The organism is Nocardia mexicana NBRC 108244 (assembly GCF_001613165.1).
Classification (GTDB): Bacteria; Actinomycetota; Actinomycetes; order Mycobacteriales; family Mycobacteriaceae; genus Nocardia; species Nocardia mexicana.
This window is the reverse complement of the sequence record NZ_BDBV01000017.1, coordinates 44246-68755: the sequence shown is the minus strand read 5'-3', so window position 1 is coordinate 68755 and position 24510 is coordinate 44246. Positions and strand designations below refer to the sequence as shown.

Below are 24510 nucleotides of genomic sequence, written 5' to 3'. Positions count from 1 at the left end.
CACAAGCGTGTTCACCTGGCCGTGCAATGGGAGCACCTTCCTAGGAGGACACGAAGATCCATGTCCAAGATCAAGGTTGAAGGTACCGTCGTCGAACTCGATGGCGACGAGATGACCCGGATTATCTGGCAGTTCATCAAGGACAAGCTGGTCCACCCGTACCTCGACATCAATCTCGAGTATTACGACCTCGGTATCGAGTATCGGGACAAGACCGACGATCAGGTGACCGTCGACGCCGCCAACGCCATCAAGCAGCACGGCGTGGGCGTCAAATGCGCCACCATCACCCCTGACGAGGCGCGCGTCGAGGAGTTCGGCCTGAAGAAGATGTGGCGGTCGCCCAACGGCACCATCCGCAACATCCTGGGCGGCACGATCTTCCGCGCCCCGATCATCATCTCCAACGTCCCGCGCCTGGTTCCGGGCTGGACGAAGCCCATCATCATCGGCCGCCACGCGTTCGGCGACCAGTACCGCGCCACCGACTTCAAGGTGCATCAGGCGGGCACCGTCACGATCCAGTTCACGCCGGAGGACGGCAGCGAGCCGATCGTCCACGAGGTCGTGAAGATGCCCGAGGACGGCGGCGTCGTGATGGGCATGTACAACTTCAAGAAGTCCATCGAGGACTTCGCGCGGGCCTCGCTGAACTACGGCCTGCAGCAGAACTACCCGGTCTACATGTCGACCAAGAACACGATCCTGAAGGCCTACGACGGCATGTTCAAGGACACGTTCCAGGAGATCTACGAGACCGAGTTCAAGGACGAGTTCGACGCCGCCGGCCTCACCTACGAGCACCGGTTGATCGACGACATGGTCGCCTCCGCGCTGAAGTGGGAGGGCGGCTACGTCTGGGCGTGCAAGAACTACGACGGCGACGTGCAGTCCGACACCGTGGCGCAGGGCTTCGGCTCGCTGGGCCTGATGACCTCGGTGCTGCTGACCCCGGACGGCAAGACCTGTGAGGCGGAGGCCGCGCACGGCACCGTCACCCGGCACTTCCGTCAGCACCAGCAGGGCAAGCCGACCTCCACCAACCCGATCGCCTCGATCTTCGCGTGGACCCGCGGCATCGCCCATCGCGGCAAGCTGGACAACACCCCCGAGGTGATCGGCTTCGCGCAGACCCTCGAGGACGTCGTCATCAAGACCGTCGAGGACGGCCAGATGACCAAGGACCTGGCGCTGCTGGTCGGCGGCGATCAGGGCTACCTGACCACCGAGGAGTTCCTCGGTGTGCTCGACGCCAACCTGGCGCGCGAGCTGCGGTAGTTCCTCCCGTCATTCCGGCGCGCTTTGGCCGGAATCCGAGATCCCGGCCAAAAGCACGCCGGGATGACGAAGAAAGTGACAACCGGGCACCCGCCCCCACCGACCCCGGTGGCCGCGGGTGCCCGAATTGTTTGTGCCCCAGCCCTCTCGCACCCCTTGCGTGTTCTCGCACTCCCTGCATGGCGCTGTAGCGGGTGCCGGAACATGTAAGGCGTGCGGCAACGTGTCGGCGCGTGCGGGGGATGGAGCGGACAACTGAGGGTGCGGCCGGGTTGTGAGTGTGCCGGTGGTCGCCTCGCGTACCCCGTCGTGATCTCCGTGACAGCGCGGCCGGATCGTGGTCGCGGCATTTGCCGACTTCTTGTGGAAAGTTGTTGTCCGGCACCGTGACTCGATACCGCTCGCCCGTGTGCTGATTGTCGCCGGTGACAGCGCCGACTCCGACATTTCGCGCTGGTGAGTGAGATCACGTTTGATCGGGGATGCGCGGGCGTTCGCCGCCGTGTTGCGCTGGGTCGTGGCCTCCGTACTCGAGCCCGCCGCGGCCTCCTCCCAGACCTCGTCCACCTCTCCGGCCCTGCCCCCGCGCGGCAGTGCCGATGTTCCCGTCGCCGACATACCCGTCGTCGATCTCCCCGAGCGTCGGTGGCACATCCCCGCGATGCTGGCGCTGGCGCTGGGCGGGTTCGGCATCGGCACCACCGAATTCGTCACCATGGGTTTGCTGCCTGATATCGCGCACGCCATGGGGGAGTCCGAGCCGACGGCCGGGCACGCCGTGTCGGCCTATGCGCTCGGGGTGGTGGTGGGCGCGCCCGTCATCGCCGCGCTGAGCGCACGGATGCCGCGTAAGAAGCTGCTGATCGCGCTGATGGTGGCGTTCACCCTGGGAAATGTCGCGACGGTGCTCGCGCCTTCGTTCGGCACGCTGATGGCGGCGCGGTTCGTCTCCGGGCTGCCGCACGGCGCCTACTTCGGGGTGGCGTCGCTGGCGGCGGCGACACTCGCGCCGATCGGGCAGCGCGCCAAGGCGGTTGCCGCCGTTATGCTGGGTCTGAGCGCCGCCAACGTTGTCGGCGTTCCCGCCGCCACCTGGCTCGGCCAGCATCTGGGGTGGCGCAATGCCTACGTGGTGGTCGCGGTCATCGGCCTGGCGACCGTCCTCGCCATCGCGAAATTCGTCCCGGAACTCACCGGAATCCGCGTCACCGATCCGCGCACGGAACTCGGCGCGCTGCGCCGCTCCCAGGTGTTGCTGACGCTGCTGGTCGGCGCGGTCGGGTTCGGCGGGATGTTCGCCGTCTACACCTACATCACCACCACGCTCACCGACGTGGCGGGAATGTCGGTGGGCCTGGTGCCGATCGTGCTGGCGCTGTTCGGCCTCGGCATGATCGCCGGGAACATCTTCGGCGGCGTGCTCGCCGATCGTGGCGTGGATCGCGCCGTGTTCGTGGCGCTGGTGGCCATGGTCGTGATTCTCGCCGGATTCGTTGCGGCAGCGCACAATCCGTACACCGTCAGCGTGGCCGCCTTCCTGGTCGGCGCCTCGGGCGCGGCGCTGGCCCCCGGCCTGCAGACCCGGCTCATGGATGTGGCACACGACGCCCAGACCCTCGCCGCCGCCCTCAATCACGCCGCATTGAACATTGCCAATGCCGGTGGCGCGTGGCTCGGCGGCCTGGTGATCGCGGCGGGCCTCGGGTATACCGCTCCGGCCGTTGTCGGCGCGGGGCTGGCCGTGGCGGGGGTGCTGCTGTTCACGGTCACCGTGTGGCTCGCTCGCCGTGGGGAGGCTTCGACGCGCAGCGCGGCCTGAGGTTGTGTGGGCGGGGCTCCGCGTGGTGACGGTGCGCTCGTCTGCCGCAGGGCCGCGCCGGTCCTGCCCGAGGCCGAGAGATCTGCTGTCGGTGTGAGCCCGGTCGGGTTTCTTTCTTTTCAATTCAATTACCCGACGGCCCCTGTTATTTGAACCGCCGACCAATAGTGATCCAGTGCACATCAGCACCTTTTTTGGGGGCGGAGAACAAACCCGGAGTTTGTTAATATCGTCTGCGTCTCGACAGATAAGAAATCAGACCGTGCTGGCGACAAGGGTGTCCTCGCTCGGGAGACGGTCGATCCCGATCAATCAATCAAAACGATTGCTGTGGCCTTACTTTGGGGAGGAAGCATGCACGGCAGAGAACCGATTGGTAAACCGGAGGGATCGATCTTCCGGATGAGAATTCACAATCGCGACACCGAACCCGCCGATCGGCTCGACCACTGGAACGAACTGACCAGGCTCACGCGCTACGGCGCGAGCGGAATGCCCGAAATTCGCGGCGATCGGACATTCGCGGCGGACTACACCGCCAGCTGGTTCGGTGATACCGGAGTCGTCGCCGGGGAAATGGACGAGGGCGTCTTCGTCATGGACCGGCGGCGGACCGACACCGTCGACTCGGGCCGGGTGCAGCTGATGCTCACCGGCAATGCGCCGCACATCGTCGACCTCGGCTCGGACCGCCGCGAGATCGCGCCGCGCTCGGTGATCCTGCAGTTCAACGACCAGCCGCGCAGCACGCTGCGCCCGTCCCACGACCACATGCTGTTCGTCGACATCGATGCCGGCCGGCTGACCGTCGACCCCGAAATTCTGCGGCGGTCCTGTTTCACCGCGCTGCCCGTGGACGCCGGACTGGTCGAACTGTTCGCGCAGGCGGCATTGCGGTTACTGAGCGGGCAACGGCAAGATCCACAGGCGGCGGGCACCTTTCTGGTGAGCCTGGTGGATCTGGTGGTCCGCAACGCCTTCGCCCACGAACTCGCCCTGACCGAGACCGTGCCCGCGCGCCGGGTGCAGGCCCTGCGCGTGATGCGCGAGAACCTGTCGAATGCGGAATTCGGGGCCGTGGATCTGGCCGCGGCGCTGAATATTTCGCGACGCAGCCTGTTCCAACTGTTCGACGACGGCGAACCGCCGATGTCGGTGCTGCGGCGCATGCGGGTCGCGTTCGCGAAGAACATTCTGTCCGATCCGAATCAGGACATTCTGACCATGGACCAGATCGCGAAGCTCTGCGGGTTTCGCACCGCCCGCGGCCTCGGTATCGCATTTCAGCGGGAATTCGGCCGGGCACCGAGCGACTATCGCCGCATCCGGCCCGCCACGCTGCCCGACGGCGTCGCCGCCGGGCCGGAGGCACCGGTGTGCGGAAATTGCGCGAGCTGACGTCAGGCCAGCTGACTCAGCGGCACCAGCGCCGCCCCGGCGAATCCGGCGAGCGCCACGCCCGTGCGGATGGCGTGGTAGTGCCGCCATTTGTCGCGGGCGCCGGCCCAGCCCTCCGGGAACTCCGGACCGGCCCAGCGGTCGGCCTGGATGTTCAGCGGAACCAGCACGGTGAGCGTCAGGGCGATGGTCACCAGCAGCGCGGCCAGCGCGATGACGCCACCGGCCACCGCCAGCGGCGGCCGGTTCAGGCCGAGTATCAGCACCATGGACGTCGAGCCGAGTCCGACGGCGAAGACGGCAGGCATCAATCGTCCGTAGTCGCGATTGACGGCCTGCCAGTACTCCACGTAGGCGGGCGGGCTGAGCCGCGCCAGGCTGCGATTGGCCGCGATCCCGAGCGAGACCCCGGCGAACAGACCGGATGTCAGCAGTGACAGTGCGATCGACACGGTATACACGGCCCACCCCATTTCCCATGGTGCCAACTCGGATCTCAGCCCCGGGCCCCGCCGCGACGCGCGCCCGAGACATACACTGCGGCAACCGCGTACAGGATCGCCCCGATACCGGCCGAGATCCCCATGCTGGGCAGTCCGTTGACCAGCCCGATCACCGCGTCTCCGAGTTGGACGATACCGGACAGCGCGAGGACGAGCGTCGGATCGATGCGGTCGCGGCGCAAGATGACATACAGCGCGGCCAGCCCGAGCGGGATATTACGGACCGCGATGAGGGCGCCGAAGAACTGCACCCCCGAGGTGACCGCGTCCTCGGGCGGCAGCATGTTCGACTGCGCGAACAGGCCGATGAATCCGAAGGCGACGACGACGATGCTGAAGATGCCGGCCAGTACCAGCGTTACTCGGGCTGCGACGGGATACGCCTGCAGCCGGGTGGTGGAAAGCGAAACCATGACGGTGACTCCTTGTCGATCGGTGAGCGAGCGGGATCAGGCGCGCGTTGCGGTGGGCAGGTCGGCGCCGGTCGGTTCGGGCGTGTTCTCGACCGCGGCGGTGGCCGCGTTCTCCGGTTCGGCGTGGGTGCGGTGCCGGATCAGCACGACGGTGACTATCGCGCCGACGAGCCCGACCAGTCCCGCCGTGTGCAGGGTGACGTTCAGGCCGGAGGCGAAGGCGGCGTGGACGGCCTCGGCCAGCGCGCCGCGCTGCGCCTCGGGGGTCTGTGCCACGACCTGACCGCCGCCGCCGGACGCGATCGTGCGGGCCAGTTCGCCGGTGTCGCCGCCGAGGCCGCGGTCGCTCAGCACGTGGGCGGCCCGGTTCTGGAAGACGGTGCCCAGCACCGCGATTCCGAACACCAGCCCCAGTTGTCGTGCGGTGTTCACCGCGCCCGCGGCCATCCCGCCGCGCGATACCGGGACCGCCGACATCGCGCTCGACACCAGGATCGGCGTGGCCAGGCCGACACCGCAGCCCGCGATGACCAGGCCCGCCTGCAGCCGGACCCAGCTCGAGTCGGGAGTCAGAATGCCTTGCGCCGCAGCGCCGATGGCGATCAGCACCAGCCCCCCGCCGATGATCCAGCGCGGATTCGAATCGTGCAGATGTCGACCGATCGCCCCGCTGACCACGAATCCGGCCAGCGCCAGCGCGACCGCTCCCGCCAGTCCGGCGGAGATCGGGCTCATGCCGCGGTCGTCCTGCAGCCACAGCGCGGTGTAGAGCAGATACCCGAATGCGGCGAAGTTCAGCAGCCCGGAACCGAGCAGGATTCCGGCGAATTCGCGATTGCGCAGCAGCCGCAGCTCCAGGATCGGCTGTGCGACAACCATTTCCGCCACTACGAATCCGGCCAGCGCGAGCACCGCCACCGCGAACGAGCCGATCACCAGGGCATCGGACCAGCCGCGCGGGCCCGCCTCGATCAGCCCGTAGGTGACCGCGGCCGCCGCCAGGGTGAAGGTCGCGATGCCCGCGACGTCGAGCTTGCGCTGCCGGTCGCCGCCCGCATTCGCGAAGGCGCGCAACGACAGTGCGATGGCCAGCACGGTGACCGGCACGTTGACGAAGAAGACCCAGCGCCACGACAGCCACTCGGTGAGCACCCCGCCGAGCACCGGACCGACCGCACCCGCGGCACCGGCCGTGGCGCCCCAGACGCCGAAGGCGATCCCGCGATCCTTGCCGGTGGTGTAGGCGGCGTTGAGCAGCGCGATGCTGGTGGCCAGCATGGCGGCGCCGCCGATGCCCTGCACCGCCCGCGCCCCGACGACCACCTGCAGATTCGTCCCGAGCCCGGCGACGAGGGACGCGATCGCGAAGACCGCCAGGCCGTAGACGTAGATCTTGACGTGTCCGAGGCGGTCGGCGAGCCCGCCGGCGCCGAGCAGGACGGCGCCGAGCGCCAGCGCGTAGGCGTTGACCACCCACTGCAGATCGGCCAGCCCGGCGTCCAGATCGGTGGCCATCTGCGGGATTGCGACGTTGACGATGGTCACGTCGATCAGCAACATCAGTGTGCCCAGCGCTACGGCGCCGAGCGGAACCCATTTCCGCATCTCAGTTCCTTCGAATGGGATTGTGCCCGTGACGTCGTTGTCGTCGCTCATGCTCCCGGCCGCGCCGGACCATTGACAGGTTCTGGCCTCAGAATGAGGATTAATTCCATGAACCAGATAGATCTGGGAAATTCCATCGACTTCGACGAGCTGGATATGAAGATCATCCAATGCCTGTCGATTTACCACCGGGCTCCCGTGACGGTGTTGTCGCAGGTCCTGGGCGCATCGGAGCAGACGATCGGCCGTCGCTACCGGCGGCTGGTCTCGGAGGGGATCCTGCGCATCAGCGGCCTGGTCGGCGGTGACGACACCGCGCAGAGCACCTGGACGCTGCGATTGCGGTGCAGCGCGCAATCGGCCGACCAGATCTGTGCCACGCTGGCGCGGCGTGCCGATGTGTCCTGGGTGTCGATCGCGGCGGGCGGTTCGGAGATCATCTGCAACATCCACTGCCGCACGATGCAGGACCGCGAGTCGCTGCTGCTGAACCGGTTGCCGAAAACCCGTGCGGTGGACCGGGTTTACGCACACGAATGGATTCACCGGTTCGGTAAGACGAAGGGGGCCGACTGGCAGGCCTACGGTGACCATCTCACCGACGCGCAGTTCGGCGAGCTGTCCGCGCAGATGCCGGCCCCGCCGCCGGCGGCGCCGCGCGGGCGGACCGAGGTGCTGCCGGAGGATCTGCCGATGCTGAATCTGCTTGCGGTGGACGGCCGGACGAGCGTGGCGCGCCTGGCGCAGGCCACGCACCGCTCCCACGGCCGCACCGCGCGGCGGCTGGACGCCCTGGTGGCGAGTGGAACCCTGGTCTTCGACATCGACCTGGCCTACGAATTGCTGGGGTTCCGGTCGCTGGCGTATCTCTGGCTGACCGTGCATCCGCAGCACCTCGCCGAGGGCGGGCAACTACTGGCCGACCAGCCGGAAGTGCCCTTCGTCGTGGCGATCACGGGCACCGCGAACCTCCTGGCCTCGGTGGTCTGCCGCACCGCCGAGGACCTGTACGCCTTCATCACCACGAAAGTCCGCCTCCTGGAAGGCCTCACGATGGTGGAGACCTCCCCGGTGATCCGCACGGTGAAGCAGGCGGGCGCACTACGCAACGGCCTCCGGCTGGCAGTGCCCTCCGCCGCGCCGGGTGAGCCCGCCGCGGGGTGAGGATCCCGGCCAAAAGCATGCCGGGAAATGAGGGGTGGCATGCCGGGACATGAGGGGGTGACGTGCCGGGAAATGAGGGGGTGGCATGCCGGGAAATGAAGGGGTGGGATGCCGGGAAATGAGGGGAGTGGCATGTCGGCAACGTGATGGCTGTGCCTCCATCATTTCCGGCACGTTCTTGGCCGGAATCTATTGGTGCTCAGATTATTTCGGCTAGAACTGTGCCTTGGGTGATGGCGGCACCCGGCTCGACAGTGAGGCCGGTGATGGTGCCGGGTTTGTGGGCGGTGACGGGGTTTTCCATTTTCATGGCTTCCAGGACGACGATGAGGTCGCCTGCTTCTACGATTTGACCCTCGGTGACGGCGACCTTGACCACGGTGCCCTGCATGGGGGCCGTGACGGCGTTTCCCGAGGCGGAAGTTCCGCCGGATCTGGTGCGGGACTTGGGTTTCATGCGGACGACGCTGTTCGGCGTCGCGGCGGTGCTGCGGGCGGTGAGCTCGTTCGGAAGGGACACTTCGAGTCGTCGGCCGCCGACCTCGACGACCATCGTTTGCCGCGGTGCCGGGTCTTCGTCGTCGGCGGGTTGTCCGGCGGTGTAGGGCTGGATCGGGTTGTCCCAGTCGTTTTCGATCCACTTGGTGTAGATGTCGAAGGTTTCGGAGCCGTCGGCCGCGGTATGCCCGATGAACGCCGGGTTCGAGACGATGTGGCGGTGGAACGGCAGCACCGTTGCCAGGCCGTCGATCTCGTACTCGGCCAGCGCCCGCCGCGCCCGCTCCAGCGCCTGCGTGCGGTTCTCGCCGGTCACGATCAGCTTGGCCAGCATGGAGTCGAACTGTCCACCGATCACACTCCCTTGCACCACACCGGAATCCATCCGCACGCCGGGGCCGGTCGGTTCCTTGTACACGGTCACCGGACCGGGGGCGGGCAGGAAGTTGCGGCCCGCGTCCTCGCCGTTGATACGGAACTCGATCGAATGCCCGCGCGGCGCGGGATCCTCGCTGATCGTGAGCCTTTCGCCGTCGGCGATGCGGAACTGCCAGCGCACCAGGTCGATTCCGGAGGTCTCCTCGGTGACCGGGTGCTCCACCTGCAGACGCGTGTTGACCTCGAGGAACGACACGGTCTCGCCCTGCACCAGGTACTCCACCGTTCCCGCGCCGTAATATCCGGCCGCGCGGCATATCCGCTTCGCGCTCGCGTGTATCTCGGCGCGGACTTCGTCGGAGAGGAACGGCGCGGGCGCCTCCTCGACCAGCTTCTGGAACCGCCGCTGCAGCGAACAGTCACGTGTACCGGCGACGATGACATTGCCGTGCTGATCGGCCAGCACCTGCGCCTCGACGTGACGCGCCCTGTCCAGGTACTGCTCCACGAAGCACTCACCGCGCCCGAACGCCGCCAACGCTTCTCGCGTAGCGGATTCGAACAGTTCGGGAATCTCCGCGATGGTGTGCGCCACCTTCATCCCGCGCCCACCACCTCCGAAGGCCGCCTTGATCGCCACCGGCACGCCGTACTGCTCGGCGAACTCGACGACCTCGTCCGCGTTCTTCACCGGATCCTTGGTGCCCGCGGCCATCGGCGCGGCAGCCCGCTCGGCAATGTGCCGCGCGGTCACCTTGTCCCCGAGGTCTCGGATCGACTGCGGCGACGGCCCGATCCACGTCAACCCCGCATCCAGCACCGCCTGCGCGAAATCGGCGTTCTCCGAAAGAAACCCGTAACCCGGATGAACGGCATCCGCCCCCGATTTCGCCGCGGCGTCGAGAATCTTGTCGAACACCAGATACGACTCCGCCGACGTCCGGCCTCCGAGCGCGAACGCCTCGTCGGCCAGTCGCACGAACGGTGCCTCGGCATCCGGCTTCGCATACACCGCGACACTCGCAATTCCGGCGTCCCGGGCGGCCCGGATCACCCGCACCGCGATCTCGCCCCGGTTCGCTACCAATACTTTTCGCACGGTCGGCCCCTCCTCGGTCGGCGGCGGTCAGGCCGCCCGGCACCAGCTGTTCGCGGTGACGAAGACGGCGCGCCGTCGCGGCCGCAACCACAGCGCGGGCGCCGGACGCACGCTCGGTTCCGCGGGCTCCGCCGTCGCCAGCAGCAGTGCCGTGACGAGCGCGGCGATCTCCACATCGTCGGGATTGCCCTTCTCGATTCGAATCCCGATTCCATTGTCGTTCATACAGTCTCTCCGTTTTCCGACGATCACAGCGGGGGATTGCCGTGTTTGCGCCACGGCAGATCGGCATGTTTCGAGCGCAGCATCGCCAGGCCGCGGATCAGCATCGGCCGGGTCTGGGCGGGGTCGATCACCTCGTCCACCAGGCCGCGCTCGGCCGCGTAATAGGGATGGATGAGCTCCGAGCGGTATTCGCGAATCCGCTCCTCCCGCAGTGCCTCCGGATCATCGGCACCCGCGAGCTCGCGTCGGCACACGACCTCCACCGCGCCCTCGGCGCCCATGACGGCGATCTCGTTGGTGGGCCATGCCAGCGCCAGGTCCGCACCGATCGACCGGGAGTCCATCACGATGTAGGCGCCGCCGAATGCCTTGCGCAGCACCACCGATACCCGCGGCACCGTCGCATTGCAGTACGCGGACAGCAGTTTGGCGCCGTGCCGGATGATGCCGCCGTGTTCCTGCCCGACACCCGGCAGGAATCCGGGCACATCGACCAGCGTCACGATCGCGATATTGAAGCAGTCGCAGGTCTGGACGAAACGCGCGGCCTTCTCGGCGGCCGCGATGTCGAGCGCGCCCGCCATCGAACTCGGCTGGCTGGCAACGATTCCCACCACGTGCCCGTCGAGCCGCGCGAGCACACAGACCACATTGGCCGCCCACTGCTCCTGCACCTCGAAGAAGACACCGTCGTCGACGATCTCCTCGATCACCGCGCGCATGTCGTAGGGCCGGTTGCCGTCGGCCGGAACTATCTCGTACAGCGCATCGCTGCGCCGGTCGGCGGGATCCGAACACGGTGCGACGGGCGGTTGTTCGTGATTGTTCGCGGGCAGCATGGACAGCAGCAGCCGCACGTCGTGCAGGCAGGTCTGCTCGTCGTCATAGGCGAAATGCGCCACCCCCGACCGCTGTGCGTGCACGTCGGCGCCGCCGAGCTGCTCCATCGTGACCCGCTCCCCGGTGACCGTCGCGACCACGTCCGGCCCGGTGAGAAACATCTGGGCGATGCCGCGCACCATGAACACGAAATCGGTCAGCGCCGGACTGTAGGCCGCGCCGCCCGCACACGGCCCGAGCATCACGCTGATCTGCGGAATCACCCCGGAGGACCGGGCATTCCGGCGAAAGATCCCGCCGAATCCGGCCAGCGCGGCCACGCCCTCCTGAATCCGGGCGCCCGCGCTGTCGTTGAGCGCGACCAGCGGAGCGCCGGTGGACGCCGCCAGATCCATGACCTTGTGGATCTTTTCGGCGTGCGCCTCGCCGAGCGCACCGCCGAGAATGCGGAAATCCTGGGCGTATACGAAGACGGTGCGGCCGAAGACCGTACCCCATCCGGTCACCACGCCGTCGGTGTGCGGCCGGCGCCCGGCCATCCCGAATCCGGACCCGAGGCCGCGCCGCAGCGACTCGACCTCGGTGAAAGATCCCTTGTCCAGCAGCATGTCGATGCGCTCGCGCGCGGTCGACTTGCCCTGGTCGTGCTGGCGCGCGGTGGCCGCGGTGGTATTGCTCTGCACCGACCGCTGCAGGTCGGTCAGCTCGGCGACGGCTGGGTACACGGCTTCTCCCTCTCAGGCTTTCAGGTAGGTATGGAAGAACTCGAACACCCGCCGCCACGCGTCGTCGGCCGCCTGCTGCTGGAACCCGAAGCCGGTGACCCGCAGCAGCGGCGTCATCGGTCCGGCGTTCCAGTGGTTGGCGAAGCCGTGCCCGACGCCGGGGTAGGTCTTCACATCGTGGGGAACATCGTTGTGGGACAACGCCTTCGACAATTTGTCTCCGGCGCCCATCAGTGACGGGTCCCGTCGGCCGTAGCTGCCGACCACGGGGCAGCTGCCGCGCAGCGCCTCGTTCATATCCTTGGGCAGATTGCCGTAGAACGGCGCCGACGCATCGAACCCGTCGGTCGCGGTGGCCAGGGCGAAGCCGCCGCCGATGCAGAAGCCGACCACGCCGATGCGGCCGGTGCAGTCGGTCTGCCCCTTCAGGAACTCCCGGGCCGCGGTGATGCGGTCGAAGGTCATGCCCTGACCGCGGTTGAAGTCGCGGAACATTCCGACCAGGCAGCGCGGCCCGCTGCCGTCGAACAGCCGGGGCGTCACGGCCAGATATCCGGCCTCGGCGATGGTGCGGGTGATATTGCGGACGTCGTCGTTGAGGCCCATGACGTCGTGCACCACGACGACGCCCGGCCAGGGGCCGGGACCGTCGGGGCGGACGAGTTCGGCCTCGACGGCGCCGGTGGGGGTGTCGATCCGGGTCTGGTTCATTGCGCTGCTCCTCGTGCGATGTCGGCTCGTGCGATGTCGGACAGTGCGGATCGGTCGACCTTGCCGTTGGGCAGGCGTGGCAGCCGCTCCACCAGTTCGATCGAGTTCAATTGTGCTGCTTCGGAATAGGTGTCGCGTAGCTCTTCGAGCAGGCCGGTGGAACCGCCCGCGGCATTGACGAAGCCGACCAGGCGCACCGCGGCGCCGTCCCGGACCCCGACCACCTCGCATTCTTCGACACCCGGATGCGACTCCAGCGCGCGCCGCACCGCCGAGGGGGAGACCACCTCGCCGTCGCGGTGGACCAGGTCCCGGATCCGATCGGTGACCGTCAGCAGGCCGTCGGCGTCGAGGCTGCCGTAATCGCCGGTCGGGAACCAGGTTCCGGGGCTGCCGTGGATCGCGGTGCCGTCGTAGTAGCCGAGCATGATCGCGGGGCCGCGGGCCCAGATCTGTCCCGGCGTTCCGGTCGGCACCGGGTCGGGTGTCGCGCTGTCCAGGGGCGCGATCCGCACCGAGATCCCGCCGACGGCGGCGCCGACCGATCCGATGCGCTCCGCCCCGGCCCGCTCGGTGCTGATCAGCGAGGTGGTCTCGGTCAGGCCGTACCCCTGCCAGCAGGGCATTCCGAGGGTGGATCGGATGCGCGCGTTCGCGCGGGCCGACAGGGCGGTGCTGCCGGAGCCGATCATGGTCAGGTGCCGGAGCTCGGTGTCGCCGAACCGCGGGTCGGCCGCCAGCTGCTCGAGCCGCACCGGCAGTGAGTACAGGTGCGTGGCGCGCAGCTGATCCGCGACGACCACGGACTCCCACACGTTCCGATGCCCCGCGAGGATCTGCCGCGTGCCCACCCGCACCGACGCGTTCATATGCATCGGGTAGTAGATGGGCCGGCTGTGCGCGAGCCCGCCGCTGTCGGCGAGACCGTGTGCGGCGGCGAGCTGTTCGGCGTTGGCGCGAATATTCGCGTGGCTGTAGCAGACCGCCTTCGCCGGACCGGTGGAGCCGCTGGTGAACATCAGCGCGGCGGCGTCGTCGGGCAGCCCGGACCCACGCTCGAAACCGGTGCGCACCAGCCAACCCGAATCGAGCCGGATCGGTTCGTGCAGTACGGGTTTGAGCCGCTCATCGCCGAGCGCCTTGGCCAGGAACTGTTCGAAACCCCGGTCGGAGACCAGCACCGCGGCGGGTGCCGACAGCTCCAGCACGTGCGCGAGCGCCGGTGCGGGAAGCAGCGGATTGATCGGCGCGACAACGTTGTCGCTGCGAATGCCGCCGTAGTAGTAGGCGGGGAAGGCCGGGTCCAGATCGGCGACGATGCCGATCACCCGGCGCGACCCCACCTTGTCCCGCAGCGCCCGTGCCACCGCGTCGGCCAGGTCGTCGAGCGCGGCGAAGGTGAGCACCGACGAATCGGTCTGCACCGCCGTTCGCTGCCCGTGGCTGCGCGCTGCCTCGGTGAGCAGCTCGTCGACGGTGCCGGGCGTAGTGTCCGGGGCCGGCTCGCCGCTGATCCAGGAACTGCCCGGATTCGGGTGACGTATCGTCCCGTTCAGCTCGATTGTGCTGTCGCTGTGCATCTTTCGTCTCCGTATCAGGCGGCGCAGTGCGGCAGGGCGCCGCCGTTGAAGGTGACCATCTCGCCGAAGACGGACACCACGTCCAGGGGTTCGCCGAGCGCACCGCCACGCAGTTCGGCGTAGGCGCGGTGCACGTTGCCGACCAGGCGTTCCGGATCGCACCACCCGGCGAACTCGGTGCCCGGATCGGCGTGCCGCGCGACATCGAGCGGATGCTGGCCCGCCCGGTACCCGACCGCGGCGATGGACCCCACCCAGTCCAGGTACCGGGTGGTCGCCTCGAGCAACTCGGGCCCGGCGATCGGACCGTGCCCCGGCACGATCACCCGCGGCCGCAGCTCCCGCATCGCCTCCACCGCGCGCCGCATCCCGTCCAGCGATCCCATCAGGAAGAACGGTGTGCCCCCGGACATCAGCAGGTCCCCGCTGAACAGCACCCGCTCCCGCGGCAGCCACACCACGGTGTCACCGCGGGTATGCGCGGGGCCGAGATGGATCAGCTCGATGGCGCGGTCCCCGTCGTGCAGGGTGAGCCGCCCGTCGAAGGTGATGTCCGGCAGCCGCACCGCCACCGCACCCCAGTCGACCTCGGGCCACAGCCCGGTCAGCGCCGTGCCGTTCTCGGCGATCTCGTCCCGGGTCAGCTGCTGCGCCACGATGCGCGTGCGTTCCGGGAAGAAGCAGTTGCCGAAGACGTGGTCGCCGTGGAAGTGCGTGTTCACCAGCTCGGTGATCGGCGCGACGTCCAGCGCGGCGACGGCGGCCAGCTGTGCCCGCGTGCGTGTCTCGGTGGCGCAGGTGTCGATCACCGTCGTGCCGTGCGGGCCCGCGATCACGCCGCAGTTGTTGACGCACCACCCCGCATGCTCCTGCAGGTAGGCGAATACGCCGGGGGCGAGCTCCACCAGGGTGGGGGCCGCGGGCAGTGCGGCCGTCGCGAGTCCGGTCACGAGTGCTCGCTCTCCAATCGCTGCTTGGCGATGCGCATCGTCGACATGCTGTTGGTGCTCAACGCATCTCGCGCCTTGTCCAGGTTCGCGCCCTGCAGTTCCGCGGTGGCGTGCTCGGGCCGCAGCCGGACGGTGTGCGAGGAGGTCAGTACGGTGTCGGCGCCGGAGGCGTCGATCGTCCAGCTGCCCAGGTGCAGATCCAGCAGCGGCGGCAGGTTCAGCTGCTTGTACTCGATCCGGCTGTGCCCGTCGGTGATTCGGATCGACATGGTGTCGTGCTCGCCGACGCTGGATCGGGTCGTCATGGTCAGCGCGTGCACGCCCGGCCCGTACTCGCGCACATCGATCGCCTTGACGTGCGGCAGCATCTCGGTCCACCGCTCGGCGTCCCAGATGAATTCGTGAACGGCCTTCGGGTCGGCGGCGATGCGGATCGAGTCGGAGAACGTCCGCACCTCGGCGGTCTCGCTGTGCCGCTCGGCCAGCGCCTTCAGCCCCGCCAGTTCGGTGCGGCTGTTCTCGTCGGTGACCTGCTCGATCCATTCCAGCACCGAGGCCTCGTCGCCGACGGCGGAAAAGGTGTGTGCCAGATGCAGTTTCGTCTTGCCGTCGGCGACGGGCTCGATGGTCCAGGTTCCCGCCATGGCCGCGATCGGTGCGGGCGGGGCGGTCTGGCGGAAGGTGATGCGGCCCGCCGCCGGATCCAGTTCCCGCACCGAGGTCCACGACTTGACGTCGTCACCGGCCCGGGCCCAGATGCGCAGCATCTCCGAATCCGGTGCGCGGTGCAGGTATTCGACTCGCAGTGTGGGAGCGAACAGCTCCGGCCAGTACTCGGCCCGGGCCAGCAGGTCGTAGACCGTGCCGGAGTCGGCGTCGATCTCGATGGAATGTGTTGTGTCCATGGCATTGTCCTCGATCGGTAGGTGCCGGTCAGTAGTTGCCCAGGCCGCCGCAGACGTTGATCGCCTGCGCGGTGATGGCGGCGGCGGGCGGAGTGGTGAGGAATTCGACGAGCCCGGCCACCTCGTCGGGGGTGGTGTAGCGGCCCAGCGGGATCTTGGCCTCGAATTTCGTCAGCACCGCCGACTCCTCGATATCCCAGATCTTCGAGTAGTTGCTCCGGACATGCTGTGCCATAGGCGTTTCGACATAGCCCGGGCAGACGGCGTTCACCGTGATCCCGGTGCCCGCCAGCTCCAGTCCGAGCGACTTGGAGAAGCCGACCACGCCGTGCTTGGACGCCGTGTACGGCGCGCCGAGCACCACGCCCTGCTTGCCGCCGGTGGACGCGATATTGATGATCTGTCCGGCGGGCAGCGTCTGCATCCGCCCCGTGGTCAGCACGTACTTCGACATCAGGAAGACGCTGCGCAGGTTGGTGCTGATCACGGTGTCCCACAGCTCGCTCGACAGTCCGCTGGTCACCCCGCCGCCGGGGATTCCGGCATTGTTGACCAGGGTGTCGACCGGGCCGAAGCGCTCGACTCCGGCGGCGATGAACGCCTCGATCGAGGTCTCGTCGCGCACATCGCAACCGACGCCGTCGGCGGTGATGCCGAGGGTGCGCAGATCCTCGAGGGTGGAGGCGAGCCGGTCGGCGTTGCGCCCGCAGATGAACACCCGATACCCGGCGGTGCCGAGCCGGGTGGCGGTGGCGAGGCCGATGCCGCTGGTGCCACCGGAGATGAGCGCGACCCGGGCCTGTCCGTTCGTGTCAGGCGACATTTCGGCGCTCCTCGTCGATCGCCGCGACCAGCTGGGCCGGGGACTTGGCCTGCTCGAGCACATCGTCGTCGAGCGCGATGCCGTGCTCGCGCTTGAGCCGGTTGAGCACCTCCAGCAGTGCGATGGAGTCGAAACCCATGTCCTCGAACAGGGTTTCGTCACCGGCCTGGTCGAGGGTGGCCACCTCGATGGCGGCGTCGTCACCCGCCACCTGCCGCAGCACCGTCGCGAGAATTTCCCTGTGCATGGTGTCGTCCTTCATGTGATTCACCTCTTCGTGGCCGAGTTCGCTACCGCGACAGCGCTGCTCGGCCTGCGCAGCAAGGTCGCCGAATTGAAGCCGCCGCGCCCGCGGCTGAGTACCAGTGCGGCACCGAGGTCCGCGGGGACGGGGCTGGTAGGGATGTCCAGGTCCCGGGCCCGCAGCGAGCGCGGGTAGTCCCGGGTGGGCGGGATGACACCGGCCCGCAGTGCCAGGCACGCGGTGGCGATGTCCAGCGCGCCGGAACCGCAACCGACACGGCCGATTCCGGCCTTGGGCACCGTGACGGGCACGGTTCCGGCGCCGAAGACGGCGGTGATCGCCCGCACCTCCTGCTCGTCCATGTCCGCGGTGCCGAATCCGTCGGCGAAGATCACGTCGACCTCCTCGGGACCCGCTTCGGCATCCGCCAGCGCCCTGCGGATCGCCCGTTCGAGCCCCGCTCCGGGCGCGCCCCGGCCATCGAAAGTCGAGGCGAATCCGGCGATTTCGGCGTACCGGCGGTGCGGCCGCGTGCCGTCGGATGCTCGGTCGGGCTGCACGGTCAGCAGCGCGCCGCCCTCGCCGGAGACGAATCCGGAGGCGCCGGGGGAGAACGGCCGGTAGGCCGTGTCCGGGTCGGCTCCGGCGGTCATCAGCCCGGCGCTGGTGTAGGCCGACCAACCCCAGGGGCAGGCATTCGTGTCCACCGCTCCCGCCAGCACGATCCGGCAGCCGTCGACGCCGGAATCTGCTGTGGCGAAACGCAATTGCCGCCGCGCCTGTCCGATCGTCTCCATGCCGCCCGCATCGTCGGCGACCAGCGCCCGGCCGGACCCCTTCATTCCGTGCTGGATGGAGATCTGCCCGGAGTTGACCGCGTAGAACCAGGCGAAGGACTGGTAGGCGCTGACGTGGTCGGGCCCCTGCGCCCACAGCGCCTGCATCTCCTTCTGCGCGAACTCGAAGCCGCCGCCGTTGTTGGCCGTGACCACCGCCGCCGAGTATCCGGCGAGATCGTCGGGGGACAGCTGCGCGTCGTCGAGCGCTTCCTGGGCCGCGACCAGCGCGAACTGGGTGACCCGATCGGTCTGCGGCAGCAGCCGGGCGGGCAGGTGCGCCCGCGGTTCGAACTCCGTCAGCTCGCCCGCGACGCCCGTCGCGTAGCGCCCGCCGTCGAACCGGGTGATCGGCGCGACGGCATTGGCGGCCTCGAGCGTCGCCGACCAGTACGCCTCGGCGCCGAGCCCGAACGGCGAGATCACGCCCAGCCCGGTGATGACGGCGCTCATCGCGCACCCACCCGGGAGATGACCATCGCGCTCTGGAAACCGCCGAAGCCGCTGCCGACGGTCAGGGCGTGGTCCAACGCCGCCGGTCGCGCCTCGCCCGGGATGTAGTCCAGGTCGCACTCCGGATCGCGCGCGGTCCAGTTGGCGGTCGGGGGCAGCAGATCGTTGGTGAGGGCGAGCAGGCAGGCGGCGATCTCGATGGAGCCGATGGCGCCCAGCGAATGTCCGACCATCGACTTGATCGAACTGATCGGCGTGCGGTACGCGTGGTCGCCCAGGGAGCGCTTGAACGCGGCGGTCTCGTGCCTGTCGTTCTGCTTGGTGCCGGACCCGTGCGCGTTGATGTAGCCGATATCCGTCGGCGCGACGCGGGCCTGACGCAGGGCGGAGGTGATGGCGTCGGCCATCTCGGCGCCGTCCGGGCGCAGCCCGGTCATGTGGTACGCGTTGCACCGCCCGGCGAATCCGCTGATCTCGCCGTAGATCGGCACCCCGCGCCGCACCGCGGCCGAGAGTTCCTCGATCACGAACATGGCCGCGCCCTCGCCGAGCACGAATCCGTTGCGGGACAGGTCGAACGGCCGCGACGCGCGCTCCGGGCTCTCCAACCGCGGCGTGGTGGCCTTGATCGCGTCGAAGCACGCGATGGTGATCGGGGAGATCGGCGCGTCCGAGGCGCCGCACACCGCCCGCTCGATCGTGCCCTCGCGGACCAGCTCGACCGCGTGCGTGACCGAGTCCAGCCCCGAGGTGCAACCGCTGGACACCACCGAAACCGGGCCCTGCGCACCGACTTCCATCGCCAGCTCGGCGGCGATGGAGCTGGGGATGTAATAGGAGTAGTAGTTCGGAGACGCCTCGCGCTCGGCGACCTCCCACAGCCGCCCCCGGTCGCTCATCCGGACGTACTCCGATTCCAGCCCCGGCGTGGACCCCACGGCCGTGCCCACCACGACCCCCGTATCGCACGGATCGGTGCGGTCGAACTCGAGGCCGCTGTCCACCAGCGCCTCGCGCGCGGCGACCAGGGCGAACTGGCCGACCCGATCCATGCGCGAGGTCTCGGCGGGGCTCAGTCCGCACATCAGCGGGTCGAAGTCGACCTCGGCGGCGACCTGCGAGCGGAAGGGTGTCGGATCGACGAGGGTCATCCGCCGGGTCGCGGTGCGCCCGCCGGCGATGAGATTCCAAAAATTCTTCCGTCCGGGCATACCCGGTGCAACCACACCGATACCCGTGACGACGACTCTGCGGAGGTTTGACATTAGGACTCCTGAATCAACCGCGCCGGAATTCGGGCCCGGCGGTGGAAAGGTGGCAGTGCGAGCTACGCGAGGCGCATTGCGGTCCGCAACTCGACCAGATATCGCCCCTCGGCATCGAGGGTGAGAATGTCTTCACACGAAATAATTCCGGTCGGTCGGGCCGGTTGCCCCGGCGCGGACTCGACGGTGAGAACAATGGCGCGCACCAGCACCCCCGCCGCCGTCGACTCGACCGAATAATTGGACATGTAGTGGCGCTGCACCGCATTGCGTGCCGACCGTTCTGCCCGAAGTGTGCGGCTGTGGTCGACGATCTGTGCCCGCCCGAGCAAGGTGCGGAGACCGGCTATGCGGAAGACCGCCTCGGGGACGAATGTCGCGGCGTAGGCCGCGAAGTCACCGCGGTCCAGTGCCTGCACCTGGTCGGCGTAGAACTGCTCGATGTTCGCGGTGAGCGCCGCCGGCCGGACGGCGGCCGCGGTGGCGGTCATGCGCGCTCCCAGGGCTTGTCGTCGCGGGTGACGCGGCGGTACCGGATCCGCCAGCGGTCGTCGCGGCGAACCAGCAGGTCCTCGCAGAGCGTGCTGGCGTAGATCTCGGACCCGCCGCCGACCCGGGATTCGATGACCAGCACGTAGCTGGTCGCCCGGGTGAGGGTCGGGGTGCGCGGCTCGATCCGCAGCATCGAGACCAGATGCCGGTGCCGGACGCCGGACTTCGTCCGCGCCGCATGGCCCGCGGCCGCCGCCTCCTCGATCTGCCGGGCCCCGCGCAACGGATTCTCGAGCCCGCTCGCGGTAAAGACGGCCTCCGGCAGAAAGTCCGCGGACCAGTTCGTGACATCGCCCGCGTCGAGCGCCGCCATATGGTCGGCATAGAACCGGTTCCATAGGCCGTAGTCCGTCGCGCCGGGATCGATTCTTCCCGCCGTCGATGTTTTTGTTGCCATCTCGTACCGCCCCGTGGGAATTGTGTTAACATTTTCGAAACCGAAGTCGATGCGGTCCCCCTGGCTCGATCGACAATTCACACGGTATGTAGCCGGTTGTGGCGGTGGCAATGTGATTGCACTCCGGTTCGCCTGTTCGGCACTTTTGTTCGCAGTCCGGGGAATTGTGTGCTGATTCGTCGAAGTCGGTCGGCTGCGGATGCGGTCACCGACCCGCCCGCGCCGGGCAAACGGGCGGCCTCGGATTGCTCGCGCCGTGCCGACGCATAAGATGTTGTGGCACAGGGCGATCGGCGAGCGGCTCCTATGATTTTCGTGCAGATCTGTACGTAAGTGTAGAATTCCCGGAATGGCCAGGCCCGCAGTCTCGAAACCACAGCGTCGCACACAGGAGCAGCGCAGCAGTGAGATGCGCGTCCGGCTACTCGACGCGACCATCGACTGCCTGGTCGAATACGGCTACGCGGGCACCACGACGCCCCGGGTCGCCGAGCGTGCGGGCGTCACCCGCGGCGCGCAGGTACACCACTTCGGGTCGAAGACGGATCTCGTCGTGGCGGCCATCAGCCATCTCGCCCAGCGCCGCACCGACGCGGCCATGCAGGAACTCGGCCGCTTCCGCGCCGAGGGCGATCCGGTGGCGGCCGTCCTGGAGTTCCTCTGGGAGCTGCACCAGGGCCCGCTGTTCGTCGCCGCGATGGAACTGTGGGTCGCCGGGCGCGTCGACCGGGTGCTGGCCGCCGAGATGGCGAAGGTCGAGCCGTTCGTCAACAACGCCGTGCTGACCGCGGTGGCCCAGATGGTTCCGGACGAGGTCGACCGGAAGATCGCGCGCGACTTCGTCTACACCGCGATGGACGCGCTGCGCGGAATCCTGGTCTCCAACTTCATCGATCCGGATTCCGATCGGGCGCTACGGCGCTGGAAGCGGGCCGCGGCGCACCTGCGCCTCGCCGCGGAATCCACCCTGTCGGGCCTGCGCTCCACCACCTGACGTCTCGCCTTCGCTGACCCACCACCGCATCGCTGTTACCGGCGCGCCCCTCACCCCGTCTGTGCCGCGCTCCTCACCCATGCGTGGGGAGGACGCGACCTCTTGTCAAGTTACATACAGCCTTGTATGTTTGTTTCCAGGTTCGATCCGCTGGATCGGCGCATGCCGCCCATCGAGGTGGGCGGCCGGATGTGAGGAGTTCGATGGCGAACAAGGTCTACGTCGTCGGCGTCGGCATGACGAAGTTCGAGAAGCCGGGGCGGCGCAAGAACGAGGACGGCAGCGACTGGGACTACCCGGACATGGCGCGCGAGTCGGGCACGAAAGCGCTTGCGGACGCGGGGATTTCCTACGATCAGGTGCAGCACGCCTACGTCGGCTACGTGTACGGCGAATCCACCTCGGGCCAGCGGGCCGTCTACGAGCTGGGCATGACCGGCATCCCGGTCGTCAACGTCAACAACAACTGCTCGACCGGGTCCACCGCCTTATATCTTGCGGCACAGGCGATTCGGGGCGGCCTGGCCGACTGCACCCTGGCGCTGGGGTTCGAGAAGATGCAGCCCGGATCGCTCGGTTCGACCTGGGACGACCGCGAGCAGCCGATGGCCAAGCACATGATGGCGCTGGCCGAGATCTCCGAGGTGCTGTTCCCGCCCGCGCCGTGGATGTTCGGCGCGGCCGGTCGCGAGCATATGAAGGCGTACGGCACCACGGCCGAGCACTTCGCGAAGATCGGGTACAAGAACCACAAGCATTCGGTCAACAACCCGTATTCGCAGTTCCAGGACGCGTATTCGATGCAGGACATCCTGGACGCGCGGATGATCTACGACCCGCTGACCAAGCTGCAGTGCTCGCCGACCTCCGACGGCTCCGGCGCGGCGATCCTCGCCTCCGAGGCGTTCGTCGACAAGCACAACCTGGCAGCCCAGGCCGTGGAGATCGTCGGGCAGGCCATGACCACCGACTTCGCCTCCACCTTCGACGGCACGGCGAAGGGCATCATCGGCTACGACATGAATGTCCAAGCGGCACGGCAGGTTTACGACCAGGCCGGTCTGGGCGCCGAGGATTTCCAGGTCATCGAGCTGCACGACTGCTTCTCGGCCAACGAACTGCTGCTGTACGAGGCGCTGGGCCTGTGCGGCGAGGGCGAGGCCGGAAAGCTGCTCGACGCCGACCAGACCACCTACGGCGGCAAGTGGGTCGTCAACCCCTCCGGCGGCCTGATCTCCAAGGGACATCCCTTGGGCGCCACGGGTTTGGCGCAGTGCAGCGAACTGACATGGCAGCTGCGCGGCACGGCCGACAAGCGCCAGGTCCCGAATGTGACTGCGGCACTGCAGCACAACATCGGGCTGGGCGGTGCGGCGATCGTGACGGCGTACCAGCGGGCCGATCGCTGACCCCGGCCAAAGCATGCCGGGGATGAAGGTGCGCTCCGCGACTTGCCGGGGATGAAGGTGCGCTCCGCGACTTGCCGGGATGGCGGTAGAAGCCGCCTGGTGCTCAATGACGAGAGGAAACATCATGGGACACATCGAATACACCAAGAAGCTGTCTGCCGCGCCTGATGCCCTGTGGGCGGTTGTGGGCAATCCCAACACCTGGGGTGACTGGTTCTCCATTCACGAGCGGTGGATGGAGGAGCCGCCGGCCACCCTCGAGGTGGGTAACAAGCTGGTCGCCAAGGTCGTCATGCTCGGCATGGCCAACAAGTTCGAGTGGAGCGTGGCCGCCGTCGACGCGCCCAGCAAGCTGACGCTGACCGCGACCGGAATGGCCGGTGTCAAGGTGGAATTCACGTTCACCATCACCGCGGCGGACGAAGGCAGCGAGCTGGCGGTGAACGGCGACTTCGAGGGTGCGCTCATCAAGGGCGCGCTGGGCAAGGCCGTGGAGAAGGACGGCATGAAGCAGCTCGAGAAGTCCCTCGAGCAGCTCGAGGCGCTGGCGGCCAAGTGAGTACGGGCACCGAGGGCCGGGTCGTCGAATTCGACGACTCCGGCCTGAACACCTGGTGTGACGACGAGCGTTTCGAGGTCCTGCGCGGGCGGATCGCCGAATACGCCGCCGCCACCAACGATCCCATCGCGGCCCACCGCGACGGCGACGTGGCCCCGCCGATCTTCGCGATCGTGCCGGTGTTCGACGCCATGATGGTGCCGGTCATCGACGTGGCGCCGATGGATATCTTCGGCCGGGTGGTGCACGGCGAACAGGACTTCCACTTCCATCGCCCGATCCGGCCCGGCGAGACGCTGGTGTCGCGAGCCCGGGCGATCGGCTATGCGGGCCGGTCCAACGGCAGCACGATCGCCATTCACATCGAAAGCCGCGACGAGGCAGGCGAACTCGTCAACGAGCAGTACCTGACGGCGTTCTTCCGGAACATCGATGCGGGCAAGACGGTCGGGGAGCAGGCGCCCGAGCACAAGTTCGACGAGAGCCTGCGGTCGCAGGATCCGGTCGCCACGGTGCCGCAGCACGTCGACGACGACCAGACCTACCGCTACGCACCGGCTTCCGGCGACCCGGTGCCGCTGCACCTGGACGAGGAGGTCGCCAAGGAGGCCGGGCTGCCCGGCATCATCGCGCACGGCCTGTGCACGATGGCCTTCGCCTCCTGGGCGGTGCTGACCGAGGTCGGCGGCTCGGATGCGAACCGGCTGAAACGATTCGCGGTGCGCTTCGCGAAAATGGTCTTCCCCGGCGACGATCTGGAGACCCGGATCTGGAAGGTGAAGTCGGGCAACGGGATAACTACATACGCATTCGAGACGGTGCGGGGAGACGACGTCGTGCTGAGTGACGGCCTTGCCGAAATCGCGGACTGACCTCCGGTAGCGACG

General features: G+C 68.0%; 24 protein-coding genes. 8 read left to right on the top strand and 16 right to left on the bottom strand.

Annotated elements, in window-relative coordinates:
• Nucleotides 1-60 precede the first annotated feature (60 nt).
• The 3 genes from NM1_RS05710 (at nt 61) to NM1_RS05700 (ending at nt 4495) form a co-directional block, all read left to right on the top strand.
• Entirely contained in the window at nt 61-1278 is a 1218-nt protein-coding gene (locus NM1_RS05710) for an NADP-dependent isocitrate dehydrogenase (protein ID WP_068014641.1), read from the top strand.
• Between the two features lie 616 nt (nt 1279-1894).
• A complete protein-coding gene (locus tag NM1_RS05705) occupies nt 1895-3097 on the top strand; it encodes an MFS transporter (RefSeq protein WP_246011186.1) in 1203 nt (400 codons plus the stop codon).
• Nucleotides 3098-3499: 402 nt separating this feature from the next.
• Nucleotides 3500-4495, top strand: a complete 996-nt coding sequence (locus NM1_RS05700) for an AraC family transcriptional regulator (RefSeq protein ID WP_068014639.1) — start codon at nt 3500-3502, stop codon at nt 4493-4495.
• Nucleotides 4496-4497: 2 nt separating this feature from the next.
• On the opposite strand, the gene NM1_RS05695 is transcribed toward NM1_RS05700, so the two are convergent.
• Genes NM1_RS05695 through NM1_RS05685 form a run of 3 tightly spaced genes read right to left on the bottom strand, consistent with a single transcriptional unit; the run spans nt 4498 to nt 7016 of the window.
• Nucleotides 4498-4947, bottom strand: a complete 450-nt coding sequence (locus NM1_RS05695; RefSeq protein WP_169814200.1) for an anthrone oxygenase family protein — start codon at nt 4945-4947, stop codon at nt 4498-4500.
• A 44-nt stretch (nt 4948-4991) separates the two neighbouring features.
• Entirely contained in the window at nt 4992-5411 is a 420-nt protein-coding gene (locus tag NM1_RS05690) for a DUF4267 domain-containing protein (protein WP_068014635.1), read from the bottom strand.
• A 36-nt stretch (nt 5412-5447) separates the two neighbouring features.
• The gene (locus tag NM1_RS05685) at nt 5448-7016 is read right to left on the bottom strand and encodes an MFS transporter (protein ID WP_068014633.1); all 1569 of its coding nucleotides are present in this window, start codon (nt 7014-7016) and stop codon (nt 5448-5450) included.
• A gap of 108 nt (nt 7017-7124) precedes the next feature.
• Between NM1_RS05685 and NM1_RS05680 the strand changes: the two genes are divergently transcribed.
• A complete protein-coding gene (locus tag NM1_RS05680; RefSeq protein WP_068014631.1) occupies nt 7125-8180 on the top strand; it encodes an Lrp/AsnC family transcriptional regulator in 1056 nt (351 codons plus the stop codon).
• Between the two features lie 199 nt (nt 8181-8379).
• Here the strand turns inward: NM1_RS05680 and NM1_RS05675 are convergent, their stop codons facing one another.
• The 13 genes from NM1_RS05675 to NM1_RS42930 form a co-directional block, all read right to left on the bottom strand.
• Entirely contained in the window at nt 8380-10155 is a 1776-nt protein-coding gene (locus NM1_RS05675) for an acetyl/propionyl/methylcrotonyl-CoA carboxylase subunit alpha (protein ID WP_068014629.1), read from the bottom strand.
• 27 nt (nt 10156-10182) lie between these two features.
• Nucleotides 10183-10380 (bottom strand): acyl-CoA carboxylase epsilon subunit, encoded by a 198-nt coding sequence (locus NM1_RS05670; protein ID WP_068014627.1) that lies wholly within the window; start codon nt 10378-10380, stop codon nt 10183-10185.
• Between the two features lie 23 nt (nt 10381-10403).
• The gene (locus tag NM1_RS05665; protein ID WP_068014625.1) at nt 10404-11945 is read right to left on the bottom strand and encodes an acyl-CoA carboxylase subunit beta; all 1542 of its coding nucleotides are present in this window, start codon (nt 11943-11945) and stop codon (nt 10404-10406) included.
• 12 nt (nt 11946-11957) lie between these two features.
• Nucleotides 11958-12656 carry a dienelactone hydrolase family protein gene (locus NM1_RS05660; RefSeq protein ID WP_068014624.1) on the bottom strand — a complete coding sequence of 233 codons (699 nt, stop codon included), beginning with the start codon at nt 12654-12656 and terminating at the stop codon, nt 11958-11960.
• Entirely contained in the window at nt 12653-14236 is a 1584-nt protein-coding gene (locus tag NM1_RS05655) for a class I adenylate-forming enzyme family protein (protein WP_068014622.1), read from the bottom strand. The genes NM1_RS05660 and NM1_RS05655 overlap by 4 nt, the downstream gene beginning before the upstream one ends.
• 14 nt (nt 14237-14250) lie before the next feature.
• Nucleotides 14251-15186 carry an MBL fold metallo-hydrolase gene (locus tag NM1_RS43495; RefSeq protein WP_068014620.1) on the bottom strand — a complete coding sequence of 312 codons (936 nt, stop codon included), beginning with the start codon at nt 15184-15186 and terminating at the stop codon, nt 14251-14253.
• Nucleotides 15183-16091, bottom strand: a complete 909-nt coding sequence (locus tag NM1_RS43490) for an aromatase/cyclase (RefSeq protein WP_068014618.1) — start codon at nt 16089-16091, stop codon at nt 15183-15185. The genes NM1_RS43495 and NM1_RS43490 overlap by 4 nt, the downstream gene beginning before the upstream one ends.
• 28 nt (nt 16092-16119) lie before the next feature.
• Nucleotides 16120-16914 carry an SDR family NAD(P)-dependent oxidoreductase gene (locus tag NM1_RS05640; RefSeq protein ID WP_068014615.1) on the bottom strand — a complete coding sequence of 265 codons (795 nt, stop codon included), beginning with the start codon at nt 16912-16914 and terminating at the stop codon, nt 16120-16122.
• Nucleotides 16904-17176 carry an acyl carrier protein gene (locus tag NM1_RS05635; RefSeq protein WP_068014717.1) on the bottom strand — a complete coding sequence of 91 codons (273 nt, stop codon included), beginning with the start codon at nt 17174-17176 and terminating at the stop codon, nt 16904-16906. The genes NM1_RS05640 and NM1_RS05635 overlap by 11 nt, the downstream gene beginning before the upstream one ends.
• 5 nt (nt 17177-17181) lie before the next feature.
• On the bottom strand, nt 17182-18447 hold the full coding sequence (locus NM1_RS05630; RefSeq protein WP_068014613.1) for a beta-ketoacyl synthase N-terminal-like domain-containing protein: 1266 nt from the start codon (nt 18445-18447) through the stop codon (nt 17182-17184).
• Nucleotides 18444-19712, bottom strand: a complete 1269-nt coding sequence (locus NM1_RS05625) for a beta-ketoacyl-[acyl-carrier-protein] synthase family protein (RefSeq protein ID WP_068014611.1) — start codon at nt 19710-19712, stop codon at nt 18444-18446. Before NM1_RS05625 ends, NM1_RS05630 begins: the two co-directional genes overlap by 4 nt.
• 62 nt (nt 19713-19774) lie before the next feature.
• Complete coding sequence (locus NM1_RS05620) at nt 19775-20203, bottom strand: nuclear transport factor 2 family protein (protein ID WP_068014609.1); 429 nt, start codon at nt 20201-20203, stop codon at nt 19775-19777.
• Nucleotides 20200-20661 carry a nuclear transport factor 2 family protein gene (locus NM1_RS42930; RefSeq protein WP_169814199.1) on the bottom strand — a complete coding sequence of 154 codons (462 nt, stop codon included), beginning with the start codon at nt 20659-20661 and terminating at the stop codon, nt 20200-20202. The genes NM1_RS05620 and NM1_RS42930 overlap by 4 nt, the downstream gene beginning before the upstream one ends.
• A gap of 349 nt (nt 20662-21010) precedes the next feature.
• On the opposite strand from NM1_RS42930, the gene NM1_RS05610 reads away from it, so the two are divergent.
• The 4 genes from NM1_RS05610 to NM1_RS05595 all read left to right on the top strand — a co-directional run bounded on the left by NM1_RS05610 (nt 21011) and on the right by NM1_RS05595 (nt 24495).
• Nucleotides 21011-21655, top strand: coding sequence for a TetR/AcrR family transcriptional regulator (locus NM1_RS05610; protein WP_068014607.1), 645 nt, complete (start codon nt 21011-21013; stop codon nt 21653-21655).
• A gap of 203 nt (nt 21656-21858) precedes the next feature.
• Entirely contained in the window at nt 21859-23064 is a 1206-nt protein-coding gene (locus tag NM1_RS05605; RefSeq protein WP_068014606.1) for a lipid-transfer protein, read from the top strand.
• Between the two features lie 124 nt (nt 23065-23188).
• Nucleotides 23189-23623 carry a type II toxin-antitoxin system Rv0910 family toxin gene (locus NM1_RS05600; RefSeq protein ID WP_068014604.1) on the top strand — a complete coding sequence of 145 codons (435 nt, stop codon included), beginning with the start codon at nt 23189-23191 and terminating at the stop codon, nt 23621-23623.
• On the top strand, nt 23620-24495 hold the full coding sequence (locus NM1_RS05595; RefSeq protein WP_068014603.1) for a MaoC/PaaZ C-terminal domain-containing protein: 876 nt from the start codon (nt 23620-23622) through the stop codon (nt 24493-24495). Before NM1_RS05600 ends, NM1_RS05595 begins: the two co-directional genes overlap by 4 nt.
• Nucleotides 24496-24510: the final 15 nt, after the last annotated feature.